16 protein-coding genes are annotated in these 18,811 nt (G+C 46.3%); 9 read left to right on the plus strand and 7 right to left on the minus strand.

From position 1 onward, the window contains the following. The first annotated feature begins 56 nt into the window (after nt 1–56). The 8 genes from MKA69_RS15490 to MKA69_RS15525 all read left to right on the plus strand — a co-directional run bounded on the left by MKA69_RS15490 (nt 57) and on the right by MKA69_RS15525 (nt 8,914). On the plus strand, nt 57–716 hold the full coding sequence (locus MKA69_RS15490; RefSeq protein WP_162231935.1) for a hypothetical protein: 660 nt from the start codon (nt 57–59) through the stop codon (nt 714–716). A gap of 77 nt (nt 717–793) precedes the next feature. After that, a complete protein-coding gene (locus MKA69_RS15495) occupies nt 794–1,249 on the plus strand; it encodes a hypothetical protein (RefSeq protein WP_000498901.1) in 456 nt (151 codons plus the stop codon). Nucleotides 1,250–1,318: 69 nt separating this feature from the next. Beyond that, nucleotides 1,319–3,157 (plus strand): protein translocase subunit SecD, encoded by a 1,839-nt coding sequence (gene secD / locus MKA69_RS15500; protein ID WP_158119324.1) that lies wholly within the window; start codon nt 1,319–1,321, stop codon nt 3,155–3,157. 2 nt (nt 3,158–3,159) lie between these two features. Next, a complete protein-coding gene (gene secF / locus MKA69_RS15505) occupies nt 3,160–4,062 on the plus strand; it encodes a protein translocase subunit SecF (RefSeq protein ID WP_095474705.1) in 903 nt (300 codons plus the stop codon). Nucleotides 4,063–4,744: 682 nt separating this feature from the next. Further along, the gene (locus MKA69_RS15510) at nt 4,745–5,485 is read left to right on the plus strand and encodes an SDR family oxidoreductase (protein ID WP_055029497.1); all 741 of its coding nucleotides are present in this window, start codon (nt 4,745–4,747) and stop codon (nt 5,483–5,485) included. Nucleotides 5,486–5,498: 13 nt separating this feature from the next. After that, nucleotides 5,499–6,704, plus strand: a complete 1,206-nt coding sequence (locus tag MKA69_RS15515) for an acetyl-CoA C-acetyltransferase (protein ID WP_305848434.1) — start codon at nt 5,499–5,501, stop codon at nt 6,702–6,704. 29 nt (nt 6,705–6,733) lie between these two features. Next, nucleotides 6,734–7,081 carry a phasin family protein gene (locus tag MKA69_RS15520; protein WP_055029499.1) on the plus strand — a complete coding sequence of 116 codons (348 nt, stop codon included), beginning with the start codon at nt 6,734–6,736 and terminating at the stop codon, nt 7,079–7,081. Between the two features lie 57 nt (nt 7,082–7,138). Further along, on the plus strand, nt 7,139–8,914 hold the full coding sequence (locus MKA69_RS15525) for a class I poly(R)-hydroxyalkanoic acid synthase (protein WP_305848435.1): 1,776 nt from the start codon (nt 7,139–7,141) through the stop codon (nt 8,912–8,914). 78 nt (nt 8,915–8,992) lie between these two features. Here MKA69_RS15525 and fbpC read toward each other — a convergent pair whose 3' ends face one another. The 6 genes from fbpC to MKA69_RS15555 all read right to left on the minus strand — a co-directional run bounded on the left by fbpC (nt 8,993) and on the right by MKA69_RS15555 (nt 17,004). Continuing rightward, entirely contained in the window at nt 8,993–10,048 is a 1,056-nt protein-coding gene (fbpC, locus tag MKA69_RS15530; protein ID WP_305848436.1) for a ferric ABC transporter ATP-binding protein, read from the minus strand. Between the two features lie 11 nt (nt 10,049–10,059). After that, complete coding sequence (locus MKA69_RS15535; protein WP_055044579.1) at nt 10,060–12,156, minus strand: iron ABC transporter permease; 2,097 nt, start codon at nt 12,154–12,156, stop codon at nt 10,060–10,062. Between the two features lie 109 nt (nt 12,157–12,265). Then, complete coding sequence (locus MKA69_RS15540; RefSeq protein WP_305848437.1) at nt 12,266–13,300, minus strand: ABC transporter substrate-binding protein; 1,035 nt, start codon at nt 13,298–13,300, stop codon at nt 12,266–12,268. Between the two features lie 116 nt (nt 13,301–13,416). Beyond that, on the minus strand, nt 13,417–14,724 hold the full coding sequence (uhpC, locus tag MKA69_RS15545; RefSeq protein WP_305848438.1) for an MFS transporter family glucose-6-phosphate receptor UhpC: 1,308 nt from the start codon (nt 14,722–14,724) through the stop codon (nt 13,417–13,419). A gap of 67 nt (nt 14,725–14,791) precedes the next feature. Beyond that, on the minus strand, nt 14,792–16,375 hold the full coding sequence (uhpB, locus tag MKA69_RS15550) for a signal transduction histidine-protein kinase/phosphatase UhpB (RefSeq protein WP_095456703.1): 1,584 nt from the start codon (nt 16,373–16,375) through the stop codon (nt 14,792–14,794). Between the two features lie 2 nt (nt 16,376–16,377). Beyond that, on the minus strand, nt 16,378–17,004 hold the full coding sequence (locus MKA69_RS15555) for a response regulator transcription factor (protein ID WP_095475841.1): 627 nt from the start codon (nt 17,002–17,004) through the stop codon (nt 16,378–16,380). A gap of 307 nt (nt 17,005–17,311) precedes the next feature. On the opposite strand from MKA69_RS15555, the gene MKA69_RS15560 reads away from it, so the two are divergent. After that, nucleotides 17,312–18,613 (plus strand): HD-GYP domain-containing protein, encoded by a 1,302-nt coding sequence (locus MKA69_RS15560; RefSeq protein WP_305848439.1) that lies wholly within the window; start codon nt 17,312–17,314, stop codon nt 18,611–18,613. A 65-nt stretch (nt 18,614–18,678) separates the two neighbouring features. On the opposite strand, the gene MKA69_RS15565 is transcribed toward MKA69_RS15560, so the two are convergent. Next, nucleotides 18,679–18,807: a TIGR02808 family protein gene (locus tag MKA69_RS15565; protein ID WP_000105480.1), complete on the minus strand. Its 129-nt coding sequence runs from the start codon at nt 18,805–18,807 to the stop codon at nt 18,679–18,681. Nucleotides 18,808–18,811: the final 4 nt, after the last annotated feature.

Consider the following 18,811-nt stretch of genomic DNA (forward strand, 5'->3'; position numbering starts at 1 on the left):
TGAGCAAGTTGCGTTTTTATGGATTTCACGAGCGAGGGTAAATGAAAAAAATACTAATGCTACTCGTGTTATTGATTGGATTGGGGTGTGCAGGTGGGGGGTACTATTTGTTTTACCTCAAACCACAAATGGATGCAGAAGCGGCGAAAGCTAATGCTGCCGCGGAAATAGCACCGGCAACCGAACCTACAGCACCCACTCCAGCTGCTGAAGCTAAGCCTGAAGTCATGGACTTTTATGTTGATGCTACGACGCTAGGCATTCGAGAACAGCCGGATGCGAATGTGTATCCTGATGTCGATAAACAGCTATATCGAGGTGATAAAGTTCACTTACTGGAAAAGAAAGCAGGGTGGGGGCGTATTTCCGATTATTACGTTTATCAAGATGGAGGGCCTGAAGTTGCAGAGTGGATCCCCTTAGATGGATTAGTCGTTGAACCGCCAGTGATTACGCCCGAGGAGCGGACAAAAACCCTCAAGGGATATATTGAAGGTTCGGATGACTTTTTGCTCTACCAAGACATATTTCTTAAAACAACCGATACCTTACTCAAGGAAGGCACTTGTTCTCCCAAAGATTTTGAAGAACTGAGAGGGTGGGTTCGCTCGGTGACATTTGAAAAGCAACCCGTGTATTTTATTTATTGTGGGGGCTTGAGTCAGGCGAATAAAATTTATCTAAATGCGGATACGGGGAAAATTTTCTATCGTTAGATCACATTTTTTCTCTTGAGCAAAAGCAGGCATCGGCCTACACTGCAGGCTTGTTGATGTAAGTTAGAGCTTTGATCATGTTCTGGCGTGTCCTTATACAGTGTTGGTTTGCTCTGCTTGCGATGGTACTACCTTCGCAAGTGATGGCTTGTGCGCTGGATAATGAACGCTCGGTGCTACCAAGCCTTGACTTCCCTCTTTCTCAAGGTCAGACGATTAATCATGATTGGTTGTTAGATTCGGCATCGCCTCCTGCGATACCGAGCTCACAATCACATATCACTCATCGCTCCTATGCCATTTTGAACCACTCTCGTAGTGCACCAACTCAACGTGTACTCACTGGTTTTGGTTCTGATATTCCTTTCGATTTTGACGCCGATGAACCTCAATTAGGCGCTGTCAGTCGACCTCTGTTTATCGCGATCCGTTATTCGAATCGAAGCTACGACTTTTTCACTTCTACTCACAGACTCGCAGGCTGGAAAGAGAGTAATGCGATGTATGTTGCTCTTAACAGCCAGTATTCATAGTTCCATATTCAAAATTTAGTGTGACATTGTCACTTGTTGAATAACTCAGTTTAGGCTGAGAGGGAAACTATGAAAAAAAGAGAACAAAAACAGGCTACAAAGCGCCTGATTAACCACTATTCTGCATGGAAATATGTGGTGTTAATCATCACCATCATCATTCTAACGTTAAGTGCAATTCCAACTTGGTATGGTGAGCAACCCTCAATCCAACTGCAAACCAAAGATGCCGCCAGTGTTTTGCGTAATGTGCCGGAACTGGCTCAGATCTTAAATAAGCAGAATCTTTCCGCTGATGAGATCACTCAGCAGGGTGATAAAACAACCTTGGTGTTTGCCAATGAGAGCCAGCAATCACAAGCGAGAAATGTACTGGATTCGCTAGTGAAAGAAGGAGATTCCATCACATACTCCTATGTGTCGGTAGCACCTAAGTGGCTAGATAATTTGGGTTTTTCTCCAATAAAATTAGGGTTGGATTTACGTGGTGGCGTGCAATTTTTATTGAATGTCGATGTGGACAAAGCCTTTCAAGAACAGCGAGAGAGCATGATCGATGCCGTGAAGGATTCACTGCGTACCGAGCGTTTACGCGGCGTTTCAATTGCGGCATTTGGTAATGATGGTTTTGAGGTAAAAGCCGAACAGCCACAAGCTTTGAATCATGTACGCAAATACTTGCAAGAAAACTATCGTGGTTGGGATATCCGTCAGGGCTCGGATCATTTACAGGTTCAGCCTTCACAGCAAAATAAAACGGAATTTCAAACCGCCACCATTCAGCAAAACTTAAAAATTATGCGGGATCGGATTGAAGAACTGGGTATTACTGAGGCTCTCGTTCAGCGCCAAGGCGAACATGCGATTCGTATTGAACTTCCTGGGGTGCAAGATCCATCACAAGCTAAGAATGTGATTGGTGCGACTGCCAGTTTGGCGTTCTATGAAGCCAAATCTGCAACGGATGCTCGCAGTTTCGATGATTTAATTCTAGCTGATGGCAGTGGACGACCTGTGATTCTGGCCAAACGCCCTGTGCTGAGTGGCGAGCACATTGTCAACGCTCGTGCGGGGGTGGACAACATGGGGATGTCAGAGGTGAATATTTCACTGGATCACGCAGGCGGCAAAATCATGAGTGATTTTTCCGGTAAACACATTGGTAAACCCATGGCGACCGTGTATCGCGAGTATAAAACCAACGCTCGTGGCGAAACGGTTCGCAGCGAAAAAGTGATCAGCGTGGCGACTATTCAATCTCAATTAGGTAGCCAGTTTCGAATTACGGGTGCTGGATCTATGGAAGAAGCACAGCAACTAGCATTGCTATTGCGTGCGGGTTCATTGACGGCACCTGTCACGATTGTTGAGGAGCGCACCATTGGTGCTTCTTTGGGTGAAGAGAACATTGCTAATGGCTTTGCTGCATTAGCGTTGGGGATGGCCATGACATTAACCTTCATGGCGCTTTGGTATCGTCGTTTAGGTTGGGTGGCCAATGTTGCTTTGTTGATCAACATGGCCTGCTTATTAGGGCTTATCGCGCTGTTACCCGGTGCAGTGCTGACTTTGCCGGGGATCGCGGGCTTGGTATTAACCGTAGGTATGGCGGTAGATACTAACGTACTGATTTTTGAAAGGATCCGAGACAAACTCGGAGAAGGACGTAATTTCGCGCAAGCGATTGACACGGGGTTTGATAGCGCTTTCAGTACCATCTTGGATGCCAACGTCACAACCATGATCACCGCGGTGATTTTGTATTCGATTGGTAATGGCCCAATTCAGGGCTTTGCACTGACGTTAGGCTTAGGCCTACTCACCAGTATGTTCAGTGGGGTGTTTGCTTCACGAGCGTTAATTAATTTGGTCTGGGGACGCGATACGCGTCGTGATGTAAGGGTCTAATCATGGTTGAATACTTAAAATCTCGAATTCGTCCAATTCGTTATGTCACGGGCATCATTTCTCTGTTATTGATGGTGATCTCGTTAGGTGCTTTTGCGATTAAAGGCCTAAACATGGGGCTCGATTTTACGGGAGGAATGGTTACAGAAGCGACGATTAATCGTTCCGTCAGTAAAGTTCAGCTGCTTGAAAAGTTACAACCGACGTTAGGAGAATCCGTTTCCGTTACCCCTTCAGGAGAAGATGGACGCTGGGTGATTCGTTATCCATTGCCTACAGAAAACTCTACACCAGTTGATATTGCCGCAGAACTGCATCAGATCTCGGATCAAGTACAGATTGTCAGCAATAGTATGGTTGGTTCACAGGTTGGGCAAGAATTAGTCGATCAGGGCGGCTTAGCATTATTGATCTGTCTCTTGTCTATCCTGGGTTATTTGAGCTTTCGCTTCGAATGGCGTTTGGCAAGTGGGGCTTTATTGGCTCTGTTGCATGATGTGGTACTGGTACTCGGATTCTTTGCCATCACCCAAATGGAATTTAATTTGACGGTGTTTGCTGCGGTCTTGGCTGTGCTCGGTTACTCATTGAATGACTCGATCATCATCGCCGATCGAATTCGTGAACTGTTGTTAGCGAAACAACAAACACCTACGGCAGAGATTAATGACCAAGCTATCATTGCTACCTTCTCACGAACTATGGTGACATCAGGGACAACCTTGATGACCATTTCAGCACTATGGTTGATGGGTGGTGCACCATTACAAGGCTTTGCGATTGCAATGTTTATTGGGGTTATTTCAGGAACTTGGTCTTCGATTTCTATTGGTACAGTATTACCAGAATGGTTAGGTTTAGAGCCGAAGCATTATCTCCCTGTAGAGTTAGATGCCGCACCATAATCTTTATTTAAGCGATAAAAAAGCCAGTTTATACTGGCTTTTTTATTATCTACCAAATAATAAGTTAACTCATTTAATTCTGTTTTTTAAAAATAAACTATCAGTGAACTGATTATTCCAGTAGCTAGACCTGTGACTTTTAATATAAATCCTTCTGTTCACTTATTCGTATGGTTAAAATTATTAATGACTGAATTGTCATTCTTTGTTCTCGTTATATTGATTATTTTAACTATTTATCAAAAGTATCATATTGGTGCTGTGGCAGACTTATGGGTTCACATGTAACAAAATAAATATTTTTAACTGTATGATTTGTAATGGATCTGTGATTTTTTCATTCTGTCACCTCAATAAAAATCTCTTAAATTTCATCATCATTTATTTATTTAACAATTTATTTTCATTTCATCAGAAGGTAGAGCTAGATCAATCTATTTAGAAAATACATCCAAGTGAATTGGAATTGTCATAAACAGGGATTAGCTTTAATGATGACAAGGAAATAGTAATGGTCTCTCTAATTGATTGTTTGATAAATATCTGATCATGAATGATAACTTGTTGGTGAAAATATTCTTCAAAACGTTAACCAAACGATTTACTACTGTGATGATGGGAAATTGATGAATCACACTTGTAGTAAAGATATATAAATTTGCTGTTGAGAATGGAGTCTTTAATGAGAAAAATCGCTTTGATCACAGGATCGAAAGGCGGGATAGGTTCTGCTATTTCAACCCAGTTGGTCAGTGAAGGTTATCGGGTGATTGCCACTTATTACACGGGTAATCATCAGTGTGCGTTAGATTGGTTTAATGAAAAGCAATTTACCGAGGATCAAGTCCGGCTTTTGGAGTTGGATGTTACCAACACCGAAGAGTGTGCAGAGCGCTTAGCAAAATTGCTTCAAGAAGAAGGCACCATTGATGTCATCGTCAATAACGCAGGCATTACGCGTGACAGTGTATTTAAAAAAATGTCGCCTCAAGCGTGGAAAGAAGTCATAGAGACGAATCTCAACAGTGTATTTAATGTTTCTCAGCCTTTGTTTGCTGCCATGTGCGAGAAAGGATCTGGCCGCATTATCAATATCTCCTCAGTCAACGGCTTAAAAGGTCAATTTGGTCAAACCAATTACTCGGCTGCCAAAGCGGGGATGATCGGTTTCTCTAAGGCGCTTGCAGCAGAAGGCGCACGCTATGGTGTGACTGTGAATGTCATCGCTCCCGGCTACACGCTTACCCCAATGGTTGAGCAAATGCGTGCTGAGGTTTTGCAATCGATTGTTGACCAAGTTCCGATGAAACGCTTAGCTAAGCCGGAAGAAATAGCCAGCGCCGTCAGTTATTTAGCCAGTGATGCAGCCGCCTATATCACAGGGGAAACCTTGTCGGTGAACGGCGGCTTATATATGCGCTAAAGCAGGAGGATGCATGGAAAAAATCTATATTGTGGGCGCCAAGCGCTCAGCAATCGGGGCTTTTGGTGGTTCACTCAAAGATTGTTCTGCAGGGACTTTGGCGGGGCAAGTCATCCAAGCGGCTCTTGTAGCCGCACAAGTCAAACCTGAAGCCGTTGATGAAGTGATTGTTGGCAATGTCATCAGTGCTGGACAAGGCATGGGTGTTGGCCGTCAAGCTGCGTTGGCAGCAGGCATACCACAATCGGTTCCAGCCTACAGCATCAATATGGTGTGCGGCAGTGGGATGAAATCGGTGATGGATGCGGTTTCACACATCAAAGCTAGAGATGCCGCTGTGGTAGTAGCCGCAGGCGTTGAAGTGATGTCTCAGATTCCATTTGCGACGCCAGCCAGTCTGCGTGATGGCCACAAAATGGGGGCATTTGAAATAAAAGATCTGCTCATCCATGACGGTTTGACCGATGTTTTTAACCAATACCACATGGGGGTAACGGCAGAAAACGTAGCTAAGCAATTCACCATCTCACGTGAAGCGCAGGATGAATTTGCGTTGGCGAGCCAAATGAAAGCGACGGCCGCTATTGAAGCGGGACATTTTAAGCGAGAAATTGTACCTATCTCGGTGAAAAAACGTCGTGAAACAGTGGTCTTTGATACGGATGAATACCCTAAACCCAATACTACTTTGGCGGCACTGCAAGGGTTGAGAGCCGCATTTGATGCACAAGGTACGGTCACGGCGGGCAACGCCTCAGGTATTAATGATGGTGCAAGTGCGGTGATTGTTGCCAGTGAAAGTGCGGTACAAGAGTTTGGCTTAACACCTATCGCAGAGGTCATCAGTTACGCGCAGACAGGTTTAGATCCTCAAATTATGGGATTAGGCCCCGTCAGTGCTGTGACTCAAGCGTTGGCGAAGGCTGAATTATCTATCGAGAATATTGATCTGTTTGAGCTTAACGAAGCCTTTGCTGCACAAGCGCTTGGTGTTGTGCATGGGCTTGCGGATCAGCATTCAATCAAATCAGAAGCGATTTTAGATAAAGCCAATGTGAATGGTGGAGCGATTGCCTTAGGGCATCCATTAGGCGCATCGGGTAATCGTATCTTGGTTTCTTTGCTTCATGAATTACAGCGTCGCCATCAAAAATATGGTGTTGCTTCATTGTGCGTTGGTGGTGGCATGGGCACCGCGATCGTGATTAAAACTGTTTAATTTAAAAATCATTCATTAGGAGATAACGTATGTACACGGAATTTTTTAAAACATTCAGCGATCAGACAGAGAAAAACTTCGAACCGTATATCAAGTTCAACAAACTGGTGACCAAGAATGTTGAAGTGCTGACTGAGCTACAACTGAATGCTATCCGCACATACAGCGATCTGGGTTTGGCGCAAATGAAAGCGGCCAGTGAGATCAAAGATGTGACTTCCTTAACCTCGTTCAACTCTCAACAGTTGGGCGTACTGAACAAGCTCTCTCAGCAAATGATGGATGACAGCAAAAAACTGCAAAACATCGCAAAAGAGTTTAAAGAAGATGTAGAAAAACTTGCCTCTGAAAACCTTAAGACAGTGACCCCTGCGTAACACTGTATTTCGCGCCGCCTTCGGGCGGCGCTTTTTTCTGTTTTAAGGAGTAAGTGTATGTTCCAACATGCCTTTACGGACTACCTTGTCCAATTACAACAAGTGAATCAACGTTGGTGGAAAGAGGTTGAACAGAGCAAAGCGGCCGTCAATTCCCCACTCAATAAAGCGATGCAAGAAGTCAATCTGGAAGACTCTCTCAAGTTCTTTGAGCAAGCTGCCAACCAACCGGCTGCCTTGTTAAAATTGCAAACCCAATGGTGGGAGCAGCAACTCCAGATTTGGCAAAAAGTGGTGCTAGAGTCCAAAGTTCAATCCATCATGGAAGCGGAAAAAGGAGACAAGCGTTTTAGCCATGAAGCATGGCAGCAAGACCCTTTCTTCAACTTCATCAAACAATCCTATCTGCTATTTAGTAAAACTTACCTCGATACCATCAACGCTATTGAAGGCCTCGATGAGAAATCCAAAGAGCGGATTTTGTTCTTCTCACGCCAGATGATCAATGCGCTCTCTCCGAGCAATTTCATTGCGACGAACCCAGAGTTGCTGCGCCTAACTCTAGAGAAAAATGGTGAGAACCTGATTGCGGGTCTTGAGCAACTGAAAGAGGATGTCACGTCCAGTGCCGATATTCTCAAAATTCGCATGACCAACAATAATGCTTTCCGTCTTGGCGAAGATGTTGCCAACACGCCGGGCGAGGTGGTGTTCAAAAATGAAGTGTTTGAGCTCATTCAATACAAACCCCTGACGGAGCAAGTGGCAGTAACGCCGCTGTTGATTGTTCCGCCTTTTATCAACAAATACTACATTCTTGATTTGCGTGAGAAAAACTCCATGGTGCGCTGGCTAGTCGAGCAAGGTCACTCTGTGTTTATGATCTCATGGCGTAATCCGGGAGCGGCGCAAGCCCAACTCAATTTTGAAGATTATGTGCTCGAAGGCGTTGTCAAAGCGGTGAATGCGATTGAGTCGATCACCGGGCAAGAGCAGATCAACGCGGCAGGTTACTGCATTGGCGGAACAGTATTAGCGACAACCATCGCTTACTACGCGGCTAAACGCATGAAAAAACGCATCAAAACCGCGAGCTTTTTCACCACCTTGCTGGATTTCTCTCAACCGGGAGAAGTGGGAGCCTACATCAACGACACCATTATTCGAGCCATTGAGCTGCAAAATAATGCCAAAGGCTATATGGATGGACGCTCACTCAGCGTGACATTCAGTTTGCTACGTGAAAATAGCCTGTACTGGAATTACTACGTGGACAACTACCTGAAAGGGCAGAGTCCGGTTGATTTTGACCTTCTGTACTGGAATAGCGACAGCACTAACGTGGCAGGTGCTTGTCATAACTTCTTGTTACGAGAGCTCTATCTTGAGAACAAGTTGGTTCAGGACAAGGGCGTGAAAGTCGGTGGCGTCTGGATTGATTTAGATAAAATCAAAGTGCCGAGTTATTTCATTTCCACCAAGGAAGATCACATCGCTCTGTGGCAAGGCACTTACCGCGGCGCATTACGTACGGGGGGTAACAAAACCTTTGTACTGGGTGAATCTGGGCATATTGCGGGAATCGTTAACCATCCTGACAAACGTAAGTATGGATACTGGGTTAACGACACCTTGGATGATTCTGCGGAAGATTGGCTGGAAACGGCTCAGCACCGAGAAGGTTCATGGTGGGTGCATTGGAATGAGTGGTTAAACGGTTTTGCAGATGGCAGCAAAGTCGAACCTTATCCATTAGGCAATGCCGACTATCCGGTGTTGTACAGTGCACCGGGTGAGTATGTAAAACAGGTATTACCCATCCAAGAAGCTTAAAAGTAACGCCACCTTAGGGTGGCGTTATTCTTGCTTGTACTTGAGTTTAAATGTCGAGAGAGACTCAACGTATTATCACTATTCGGCATAGGGCAGCAAAAATAGGCCGCGAGGGTTAAAGACCAAATACGCGTGCTGAGTTAACGCGTGATTAAACTGCGTGGAATTGAGCTGTAATAGGAGCTCTTGAGCGTGCCATTTTACGGTCACTTCATACATTGAACCCATATACGCGGATTTAAGGATTTGGCAGGCTTGGCTTTCGCTGCCTTGCGTATGTAAGGTAATGGCTTCTGGCCGGACACCAATTTGATATTCGCCGGTAGGCTTATCCCGCGTCACTTCAAGATCGGCATCAATCGCATAGCCATTAATGTGGATCTGCTGCCCGTCAAAATGGCCTTGGAACATGTTGGCTTCACCCATAAAGTTTGCCATAAACATCGACTTAGGCGCTTTATACAACTCTTGTGGCGTGCCAATTTGCATAATATCGCCTTGTTTCATCACGATAACGGTATCTGATACCGCGAAGGCTTCTGCCTGATCGTGCGTCACGTAGAGCGAGGTAATATCAAAACGCTGTTGCAGTTCGCGAATGGTTTCACGCATGCTGCGGCGCAAGTTGGCATCTAAGTTACTCAATGGCTCATCAAACAACAGCACTTTAGGTTTGAGCACTAAAGCGCGGGCGAGGGCAACTCGCTGCTGCTGACCGCCGGAAATCTGGTCAACATAGCGTTCACCCATTCCTTCGAGATCAACAATTTTGAGTGCCTCATCAACTCGCTGACGCACTTCTTCACTCGGCAATTTGAGCATCTTTAAGCCATAAGCCACGTTTTCGTACAGAGACATGTGTGGGAATAGGGCGTAAGACTGAAACACCATACAGATATCGCGTTGTTGGATGGAACGTTCGGTGACGTCTTCACCATCAATGAAAATCTGCCCGCTGGTCGGTTTCTCTAAGCCGGCAACCAAACGCAAAACGGTGGTTTTCCCGCAACCGGAAGGGCCAAGTAGCGTGACTAAGCTGCCTTTTTTGATCTCAAGATCTAAGTTGCCAATCACGGTATTGCTACCAAAGCGTTTGCAGATGTTTTTGAGCACAACAAAGTTTTGTTTTTCCACGGTGATGTCTCCTAAGAATCTTGATTAGTGGCTTTGGAACGAGAAACGCGAGCTTCACCGACCAGTAAATCGAACAACAAAATGATGGCTAACATCACGACAATCAGCACGGAACCGTAGGCGATAGCGATGCCGTACTCACCATCTTCGACTCGGTTCAGAATGTAGGACGTTGCAACGCGGGTTTCTGGGGTAACCAGAAAGATGATCGCACTGACTGTAGTCATCGCCCGTACAAAGCTGTACACCAGCGTAGAAAGAATCGCGGGGCGCAGCAGTGGCAAAATGATGTAGCGAATGGTTTGTAATGAGCTGGCACGTAAGCTCAGTGAAGCTTCATCCAATGATTTATCGAGCTGTCCAAGCCCTGCAATACCAGAGCGGATCCCCACGGGCACGTTACGCATCACCATTGAGATAACCACAATTGCGGCGGTACCAGTTAAATAAATCGGCGCATCGTTAAACGCTAAGATGTAGGAAACGCCTGCCACTGTACCGGGTACGGCAAAGCAGAGCATGGTTGAAAACTCGATCACTTTTTTGCCGTAGAACTGCTGTCTTACTACCACATAAGCAATCAATAAACCGAACAGGGCAGTAATCGGAGCCGCCACACCCGCATAAATCATGGTGGTGATCAGTGACGGCCAAGCACCATCAGACATGCCATTGCCAAACAGGTTAAGGTAGTTTTTGAAGGTCAGGGTGTAATCGACCCCCCAGTTCACGGTAAAGCTGCCGAAGAAGATGCTGCCGTAGAGCAGAACGTTAAAGATCATCCACGCATACAAAGTCACAGTGACGCCCAATTTCAGCGAGGCTGGCATCTCTTGCACATCGCCACGGTAGGCTTTGCCGGAAATGGTGACGTAGGAGCGCTGGCCAATCCACAAATACTGCACCACAAAAATCGCGAGTGAGAACAGCAACAGAACCGAGCCGAGCGTACTGGCTGAAGCGTAATCCAGCTGCGCCCCTGCAATATAGAAATAGATTTGCGTTGCGAGCACATCAAAGCTGCCGCCTAGTACTAAGGGGTTACTGAAGTCTGCCAATGATTGCACGAAAATGATCAAAAACGAGTTGGCTAATGCGGGTTTAAGCAGCGGCATGATGATGCCAAAGAAGGTTTGATAACGGTTGGCTTTGAGCGTATAAGAAGCCTCTTCCAACGAAGGATGCAGTGACTTGAGCGCACCATCCAAAATCATGAATGACATCGGCGCAAACGCCAACACCTGTGCGAGCCAAATGCCCGTGAAACCATACAACCAGTTGGTTTTCTGTAAACCAAACCCATCGACCATCAACTCAGTGATATAACCCGAACGACCCAGCATTAAAGTCACACCCAACCCGACAATAAAGGGCGGTGTCACGATCGGTAAAATAGAAAACACGCGCGCGATAAAGGCGGAGCGCTTAGCAATACGTGTAGTGTAAATGGCAAAAATCAGCCCGAAAAAGGTTGCGCCAACACCTACCGCAATACCGAGTGCAATCGAGTTGTAAATGACGGTGAGGGTATGAGACTGGGAAAGGATCGTCATGAACTGCCATGCCGTCCAATTGCCCATGTCATCTTTAAACATCGGCAGGAAAATGGCGATGCTCGGATAAACAATAAAAATCACAATCAGCAGAATAATGCTGATCAGCGAGCCAATGACAAAGTGGTCGCCACCGAGGTATTCCAAGCGGGCGAAGGCGAGCGTCATGATCGCGCCAAGAGCAGTGAACAGAATGATGCTGGAATAGCCCAACCCTTTACCGTTTAGCCATGCGCTGAGCAAAATAGCCAGCATACAGAAGCCAGAGTAGGCAATATCGAGATAGTGGCGGTTTGTGGATTGACGTCCCTGAGCTTGCCGAGGTCGAAATACGAGCAATAAAGGCAAGCTAAACCAGAACCAAGAAATGTTTGGCTCACTCCAACCCATCGCCGCGTAGAATTCATCTGGAGTCGATTCAAACAGCCCATAATCCAGAGCAAAGGATGGCAGAAGAATAAAGCTAAACAGCACCGCCGCCAGCCAGTAAAAAACCGGATCGGTTTTGACGGGTTGGTGGAGTGTTAGGTTTAGCGTTTGAGAAGGCTCATGCATGGTCAAACCTTAATATTGAGTCGCACTTAACCTGCCCGCAAGCAGTGAGCAGGCCAAGTGTCATGAGAGAAATACCGCCACTGAGTGGCGGCGCGACTACGATGTCGGGTTAGTTACCCATTTTGATTTCGTTAACCCATTTGGTGATCAAACGTTTACGCTCATCGGATGAACCATAGGTTTCCATATCGTAATTGATCAGTTTGAGTGCTTTCGGGTCAAGCGCATTGGGTGATTGTTCCGCTTGGGTATTGGTCAAGATTTGGTAGGACTCACCTTGTTTCCATGCCACTTCTTGGCCTTCTTTCGACAATACCCAGTCAACAAACAGTTTGGCGTTATCGAGGTTACGTGCACCTTTGATAATGCTGACGCCCCCAATTTCGTACCCAGTGCCTTCACAAGGAGAAATGAGTTCCAGCGGTGCGCCTTTAGCTTGCTCCAGCGAGTAGTCGTGCAGGAATCCAATACCAATCGCTACTTCACCGCGCGCCGAGTTGCGTGATGGCGTTACCCCTGATTTAGTGTATTGAGAGACGTTTTTATCGAGCTTTTTGAAATACTCAAATGCGGTGGGTTCATCCCAGAGCTGGATGAAGGTCGCAAGAGCGGTATACGCCGTGCCAGAGCTTTGTGGGTCGGAGATTTGAATTTCGCCTTTGTATTCTGGCTTAGTCAAATCCGCCCAGCAACGCGGGATTGGAATGTCTTTTTGTGCCAAGCGTTCGGTGTTTACCCCAAAGCCTAAAATGCCCATGTAAACCGCAGAAGAATAGTTGCCTTTGCGTTTAGCCGGATCACGGAAACCTTCCATGATGTTGGCCAGTTCTGGGGATTGGTAAGCTTGGAGTAAATCCATTTCACCCGCTTGTGATTGTGGGTCAAGCGTGCCGCCGTACCAAACATCCGCGCGTGGGTTGTTTTTTTCTGCATCAATTTTTGCAAGTGTACTGCCTGAGCCATTGCGCACAAAGGAGGTATTCACATTGTATTTTTCCGCGAACGCTTTGGTTCCGGCTTCACACATCGCATTGGTGGCACTGCAGTAAACCACCAAACGGCCTTCAGCATGAACCAGTGGCGCGGTCATCATCGAACCAAGAACACTCAGTGCCAGCAGCGTGCGTTTTGCATTAACAATCATTGGGTTTTCCCTCTGGTTGATGCTCCCTTGTGTCCTTATCAGGTCGGTACTGCGTCAGGTCATAAAGTGGAGCACAGTTACGTTATTGGATGGTAAAGATTGGTTGTATTTATCACTCATCTTCCGTCACCGGTTTGCTGAGCTTTTATAAAGGGCAGCAGCTGTAAACTGATCACGGCTGCTGCCGCAGTAATGAGGCAGAAGAAGCCTTCCCAACCCCATGCTTCAATAGCGAGTGACATGGGGTAGCTGGCTAACGCTGCACCGAGATAGCTAAATAAGCCAACAAATCCAGTCGCGGTGCCTGCCAAATCTTTCCTTGCACATTCTGCGGCGGCCATACCAATCATCATTTGCGGGCCGAAGACAAAAAAACCGATACAAAAGAAGCAGCCAGCTAAAAACCATAAATGATCGATCGGGGTTAGCCATAAAGCGGCTACAGAGGCAAAAATGCCTAACGCAAAAATCAAATTCATCGGGGCTCGGTTGCCGCGAAAGTAATAGTCGGAACCCCAACCGCCAAGCAATGAACCCAAAAAACCGCCCACTTCAAACATGGCTACTGCGCTATTGGCACTGAGAATGTTGTACGCATGCCGCTCAACCAGATAGAGCGCTCCCCAGTCGTTAATGCCAATTCTGACCACGTACACCAGCAAGTAAGATCCACACAACAGCCAAATGTAGCGATTTGTCAGTACATAGCGATAAACCGCAACGCGGAAGGCGAGGCCTTGGCCTTCTTTTTCGTGTTCCTGTTCAAGTGCATCACCGCGCCATTCACCGACCGAAGGCAACCCCATTTCAGTCGGTTTTTCTTGGATGCGATAGCAGAGCCAAAGCCCAACTAAAATCGCAATCCCACCGGCAAACAAGAACCCATAACGCCAGCCAAAAGTTAAGCTGATAAAGCCAATCACGATGGGGATCAATGCGCCACTTAAGTTGTGGCAAGTGTTCCAAATTGACCACCAAAAGCCCCGTTCACTACGCGAATACCAGTGCGTTAGCACCTTGGCACACGCAGGCCAGCCCCAGCCTTGAAAAAAGGCATTCGCCGTCCATAACAAAGTAAAAGCCAACAAGGACGAGCTAAAACCAAAAGCGAGGTTGATGATGCCGGTTGCTATCAGCCCCAATCCCATGAAATAGCGTGAGCGGGAGCGGTCGATCATCAAACCTGAAACAAATTTAGACACCCCGTAAGTGAGGTAGAACAGCGTACCGAGAAAACCCAAATCGGAATAATCGAGTCCTAACTCACTGAGCATTTGCGGCATCGCAAAATTGAAGCTTTTACGAGTGAGATAGAACACGCCATAACCGACATACATGGAAATCATTAAATGAATGCGCCAGTGGCGATAAGCCTGATCGATTTCCATTGCCTGAATGGGTTGCACCATAGGTACAATCTTCATATTGCTTGTCCTTATTGAGTTTCATCCTAATCAAGCGAGGTGGGAAAAACATGGGAAGGAGTTGTATTCATCTAGGAATATTTCCTAGTTTTTCGCTGGTTATTGAGCGTTTTGTGGGTAAGTTAACAATTATTCGCGTGCCAGTTTGGAAAGTGGATGTCGTCATCTTTAATTGACCACCGAGTGCGGATACACGCTCACTCAATCCTTTTAAGCCTTGTCCACGCACCCGCCAGTCGGTGGGCAAACCAATGCCGTCATCTTTGACTTCCAGAATCATTTCACTTCCCGGAAATAGGCTGATGTGTACGCGGGTGGCTTTGGCATGCTTGGAAATGTTGTTCAGCAACTCCTGCACAATCCGATATAGAGTCACCCGAGTCGTATCGTCCAGCTTTTGCGGATTGACTCCCATATTGAGGCGCACCGTAATACCTTGTTCGGCAAAACGCATTTCTTGCACCAGTTGACGAATGGCATGTTCTAACCCGAGTTCATCCAAAATATGCGGGCGTAGTTGCTTTAAGAGCTGACGTGTGGATTGATGAATCCGCATAGCGAGCGACTGCACGCTAGAGGCCGCCTGTTTGGCTTGATGATTACTGGCTAAACGTTCTGCAAGCATGGATTGAATTTGAATCGCGGTAATGTTTTGGCCGATCTCATCGTGCAGTTCGCGAGCCACCGATTTGCGAATTTGCTCTTCAACAGAAACGAGCTGGCGCGCGAGGTCTTGCTTTTCACGCAGCTCTTTGGCTAGGCGGGTGTTCATTTTTTGCAGCAATAAAGCGAGCTGATGTTGGCGGCTGATGGCGATGCCCAATCCAAGCCCCACAAACGCTTGGCTTGACATAAAGATCAGCAACTCTTGATCCGAAGAAAAGGAGCCACTGAACTGGCGTGCCGTCGCTAGCAGAATGCAGTTTAAACTGCTCGCCAACACGCCGCCTTGCCAGCCATAGCGATAGGCAAGAAAAATCGTCGGCAGTAAGATGATCAAAAGGGCAAACGGCTTCATCTGCTCAAGTAACGTCAGCTCCGCCAGCAGTCCTAAGCTGAAAAACAGTAAACTCCATACCAGCATTTTCGGCTTAAGTTTCACATCGTGGTGGATCAGTTGCGGAGAGAGCGGATGCCAAGTTTGGTGACTAAGATAGTCGGCCACCAGATACAAAAATGGGGTCAGCACAATGCCTCCCGTGAGCGCAGCAATACTCACGGCAATTAACGTATCAGCCCCCATGTGTAGTGGTTTCGCGAGTAAGGTAAAAGTCAGGCCAACCAAAATGGTGTGCAGCAGCACCAGTGCAACGATCAGCAGCAGTTTTTGCCAATATAAGTTTAGTTTTTGCCAGTGTTGGCGTGCGAGGGAGGTGGCAAACCAAACGACCCAAGGCATTAATAACATCAAGGCGTTGGACTGTTCTGGAAGTAACACTAAGATCGCGCCCGCTAAGAGCATGTCACTGAGTAACCAAACCCAAGTCTGTGTTTGGCGAGCTAACAAATAGACCGCCAAACGTACACCTGTGGGGAAAAGTAAGTAGGCTTGGAGCGGATTGTGGCTCAAATATTGGCTGACATTCCACAGACTAAATTGACTAATACTGTAGAGCACAAAAGCAAAAATCAGTGGAAACAGCTTGGCCATGCTTAACCTTCCACGAGCAGATGGTGCTGCAAAGCAAAGCGGATCACATCCACGTTATTGGTTAGGTTTAATTTGCTCAAAATGTTGGCTCGGTGAACGTGAACGGTTTTATGGCTGAGAAACAGCGTTTGCGCGATCTCTTTCACCTCTTTGCCTTGTACCAATAAATCAAACACTTCAACTTCACGCTTGGTGAGGTCGGCAAGCACATTATTGATATCGGGATTACTCAAATTGACCAAGGCATCGGCGCACAAATAGCGCCTGCCAGAGGCAACGGTACGAATCGCACTCACCAGCTCGCTTGGGCCACAACGTTTTGAAAGGTAACCTTGCGCACCAGCATCCAACGCTTTTTTCACAAACGAAGCGGAATCATAAATGCTAAGGATGATCGCTTTAAAACGCGGATTATGTTGGCGCAGGCGCTCAAGCAGACTCAGACCATTTTCATCGGGCATCGAAATATCGATGATGGCGACATCAACTTCATGGTGGGTGAGGGCATGAAAGGCCTCTTTTGCGTTTTCGTACTCACCTTGCACCGCGATATCTTGCTCAAGATTGAGTAATTGGGCGAAGCCCGAACGAACAATAGTATGGTCATCAATCAGCGCGATGGTAATCATGGTACGTATCACTTTGCAGAATCAAATTCACAAAAGTGTAATGTTTTTACGGAGGGATGGCTGAGACATGTCGCACGAAGAGCGATTGATGGTCTAATCAATCGCAATATGTTTATAAAATGGCTTTTATAACAATTAGTTGAGTGGTTTTGGTTGCGTATTTAGCGTTGTGATTTTTTAACAATGCCGCTTCCGAGCGGGTGTGTTGCACCAAAATAAACTTTCGTTTAGCAAGCTCGTGGTGGTCTACTATATTTTTATTATATGGTGATTGTTCAATCGAGTGGTTAGGCACGAGATGCATATAATGAAATCAGTAAAAATCCAGTGGCATGTCGATTTAAGACAAACATTCTTCTGCATCGCGCGAGCGTTAGATTCGGTGGGCATTGATGATATTAATCATGGTCATCGTGTTGGATATATGGCGTATTCCTGCGCCAAAGCGATGGAATGGAGTGAAGAAGAGTGCCAGTTAGTGTTCTCTTTAGGTTTGATTCATGACTGTGGCGTAGCCCAGAAGCGTGATTTCTATAATTTGCTTGAAAACATGCAGCCAGACAATGTTCGTCAACACTGTGTGAGAGGTTATGAGCTGCTTTCGCACTGTCCTCCCTTATCCCTGTTTGCTGATGCGATCTTGTATCACCATACGCCTTGGAAAGATTTGAAAAATATTGATATTGCAGATCGAGATAAACGTTTTGCTGCGTTGATTTTTTTATCAGACCGGATTGATTACCTCAAAGAACTGTACCCCAAAGATCAATTTGGCAACGTAACCCAAGAAGCGCGTAACCAAGTTTGCTTAGAGATTGGGCGTTTAAGTGGAACCTTGTTTGAGCGTGACCTAGTTCGAGAAATGCAGAACTTATTGGAAAAAGAGTTTATTTGGTTTTCCATGGAATATCAGTATGTTGAATCGATTGGACAAAACCTGCCGTCCATTCCTTTCTTTGAGCAAAAGTTAGGGGTTGATGATGTGATGTCGATTGCGATGTTGATGGCGAATATTGTCGATGCTAAAAGCCAATTTACTTTTTATCATTCACAAAAAGTAGCGGAGATTTGCCAGCGGTTAGCCAAAGAGCTAGGGTTGGATCCTGAGATGCAAAAGGCTTTATATCTGACAGGCTTAGTCCACGACATCGGTAAGCTGCATACGCCAGAAGATATTTTACATAAACCCGGAAAACTCAATGAGAGCGAGTACTTGTGCATTCAGCGTCACTCTACCGATTCTCGCTACACCTTACAGATGATGTTTGGTAACTCCATAATTTGTGAATGGGCAGGCAATCATCACGAGCGGTTGGATGGTTCAGGTTATCCAAGAGGGTTACAAGGGTTAGACATCGATCTGCCTTCACGGATCATTGCGGTAGCGGACGTATTTCAAGCGTTAACACAAGCGCGGCCTTATCGAGGAAGAATGTCGCTCAAAGAGGTGATGAATATTCTGTCCCATGAAGTGAGCTGTGGACGCCTCGATAGCAAAGTGTTCGAGGTTATTGTGCATAACGCGGAAGAGTTTTACACGCTGTCTATCCAAGACAGTGTCAATGAATGGGTGACCGAGCATTCTGGCCGGCAGATGAATGCCAGCTAAGGTTAAGTGGATGGAAAATAAAAATCCGGTGCTTTGCACCGGATTTATTTTTTTGCTTATCTGTTTTACTTGTCTTTGGTCATGGCTAGCAAGCCAAGTGAGACAACGGCAACGCCAAGGAAGCCGGCCAGAATGATCACAGGCATAGCGCTGTAGCCTAGCACGTGCCAAAAAATCGATTCAAGAGTACTCATTGTG

The organism is Vibrio sp. AH4 (assembly GCF_030710545.1).
Classification (GTDB): domain Bacteria; phylum Pseudomonadota; class Gammaproteobacteria; order Enterobacterales; family Vibrionaceae; genus Vibrio; species Vibrio metoecus.

Bases quoted from the DNA above. Each gene is read 5' to 3' on its own strand.
- MKA69_RS15490 (WP_162231935.1), top strand. From the start codon at position 57: ATGCTACTCGTGTTATTGATTGGATTGGGGTGTGCAGGTGGGGGGTAC.
- MKA69_RS15495 (WP_000498901.1), top strand. From the start codon at position 794: ATGTTCTGGCGTGTCCTTATACAGTGTTGGTTTGCTCTGCTTGCGATG.
- secD (WP_158119324.1), top strand. From the start codon at position 1,319: ATGAAAAAAAGAGAACAAAAACAGGCTACAAAGCGCCTGATTAACCAC.
- secF (WP_095474705.1), top strand. From the start codon at position 3,160: ATGGTTGAATACTTAAAATCTCGAATTCGTCCAATTCGTTATGTCACG.
- MKA69_RS15510 (WP_055029497.1), top strand. From the start codon at position 4,745: ATGAGAAAAATCGCTTTGATCACAGGATCGAAAGGCGGGATAGGTTCT.
- MKA69_RS15515 (WP_305848434.1), top strand. From the start codon at position 5,499: ATGGAAAAAATCTATATTGTGGGCGCCAAGCGCTCAGCAATCGGGGCT.
- MKA69_RS15520 (WP_055029499.1), top strand. From the start codon at position 6,734: ATGTACACGGAATTTTTTAAAACATTCAGCGATCAGACAGAGAAAAAC.
- MKA69_RS15525 (WP_305848435.1), top strand. From the start codon at position 7,139: ATGTTCCAACATGCCTTTACGGACTACCTTGTCCAATTACAACAAGTG.
- MKA69_RS15535 (WP_055044579.1), bottom strand. From the start codon at position 12,156: ATGCATGAGCCTTCTCAAACGCTAAACCTAACACTCCACCAACCCGTC.
- MKA69_RS15540 (WP_305848437.1), bottom strand. From the start codon at position 13,300: ATGATTGTTAATGCAAAACGCACGCTGCTGGCACTGAGTGTTCTTGGT.
- uhpC (WP_305848438.1), bottom strand. From the start codon at position 14,724: ATGAAGATTGTACCTATGGTGCAACCCATTCAGGCAATGGAAATCGAT.
- uhpB (WP_095456703.1), bottom strand. From the start codon at position 16,375: ATGGCCAAGCTGTTTCCACTGATTTTTGCTTTTGTGCTCTACAGTATT.
- MKA69_RS15555 (WP_095475841.1), bottom strand. From the start codon at position 17,004: ATGATTACCATCGCGCTGATTGATGACCATACTATTGTTCGTTCGGGC.
- MKA69_RS15560 (WP_305848439.1), top strand. From the start codon at position 17,312: ATGAAATCAGTAAAAATCCAGTGGCATGTCGATTTAAGACAAACATTC.
- MKA69_RS15565 (WP_000105480.1), bottom strand. From the start codon at position 18,807: ATGAGTACTCTTGAATCGATTTTTTGGCACGTGCTAGGCTACAGCGCT.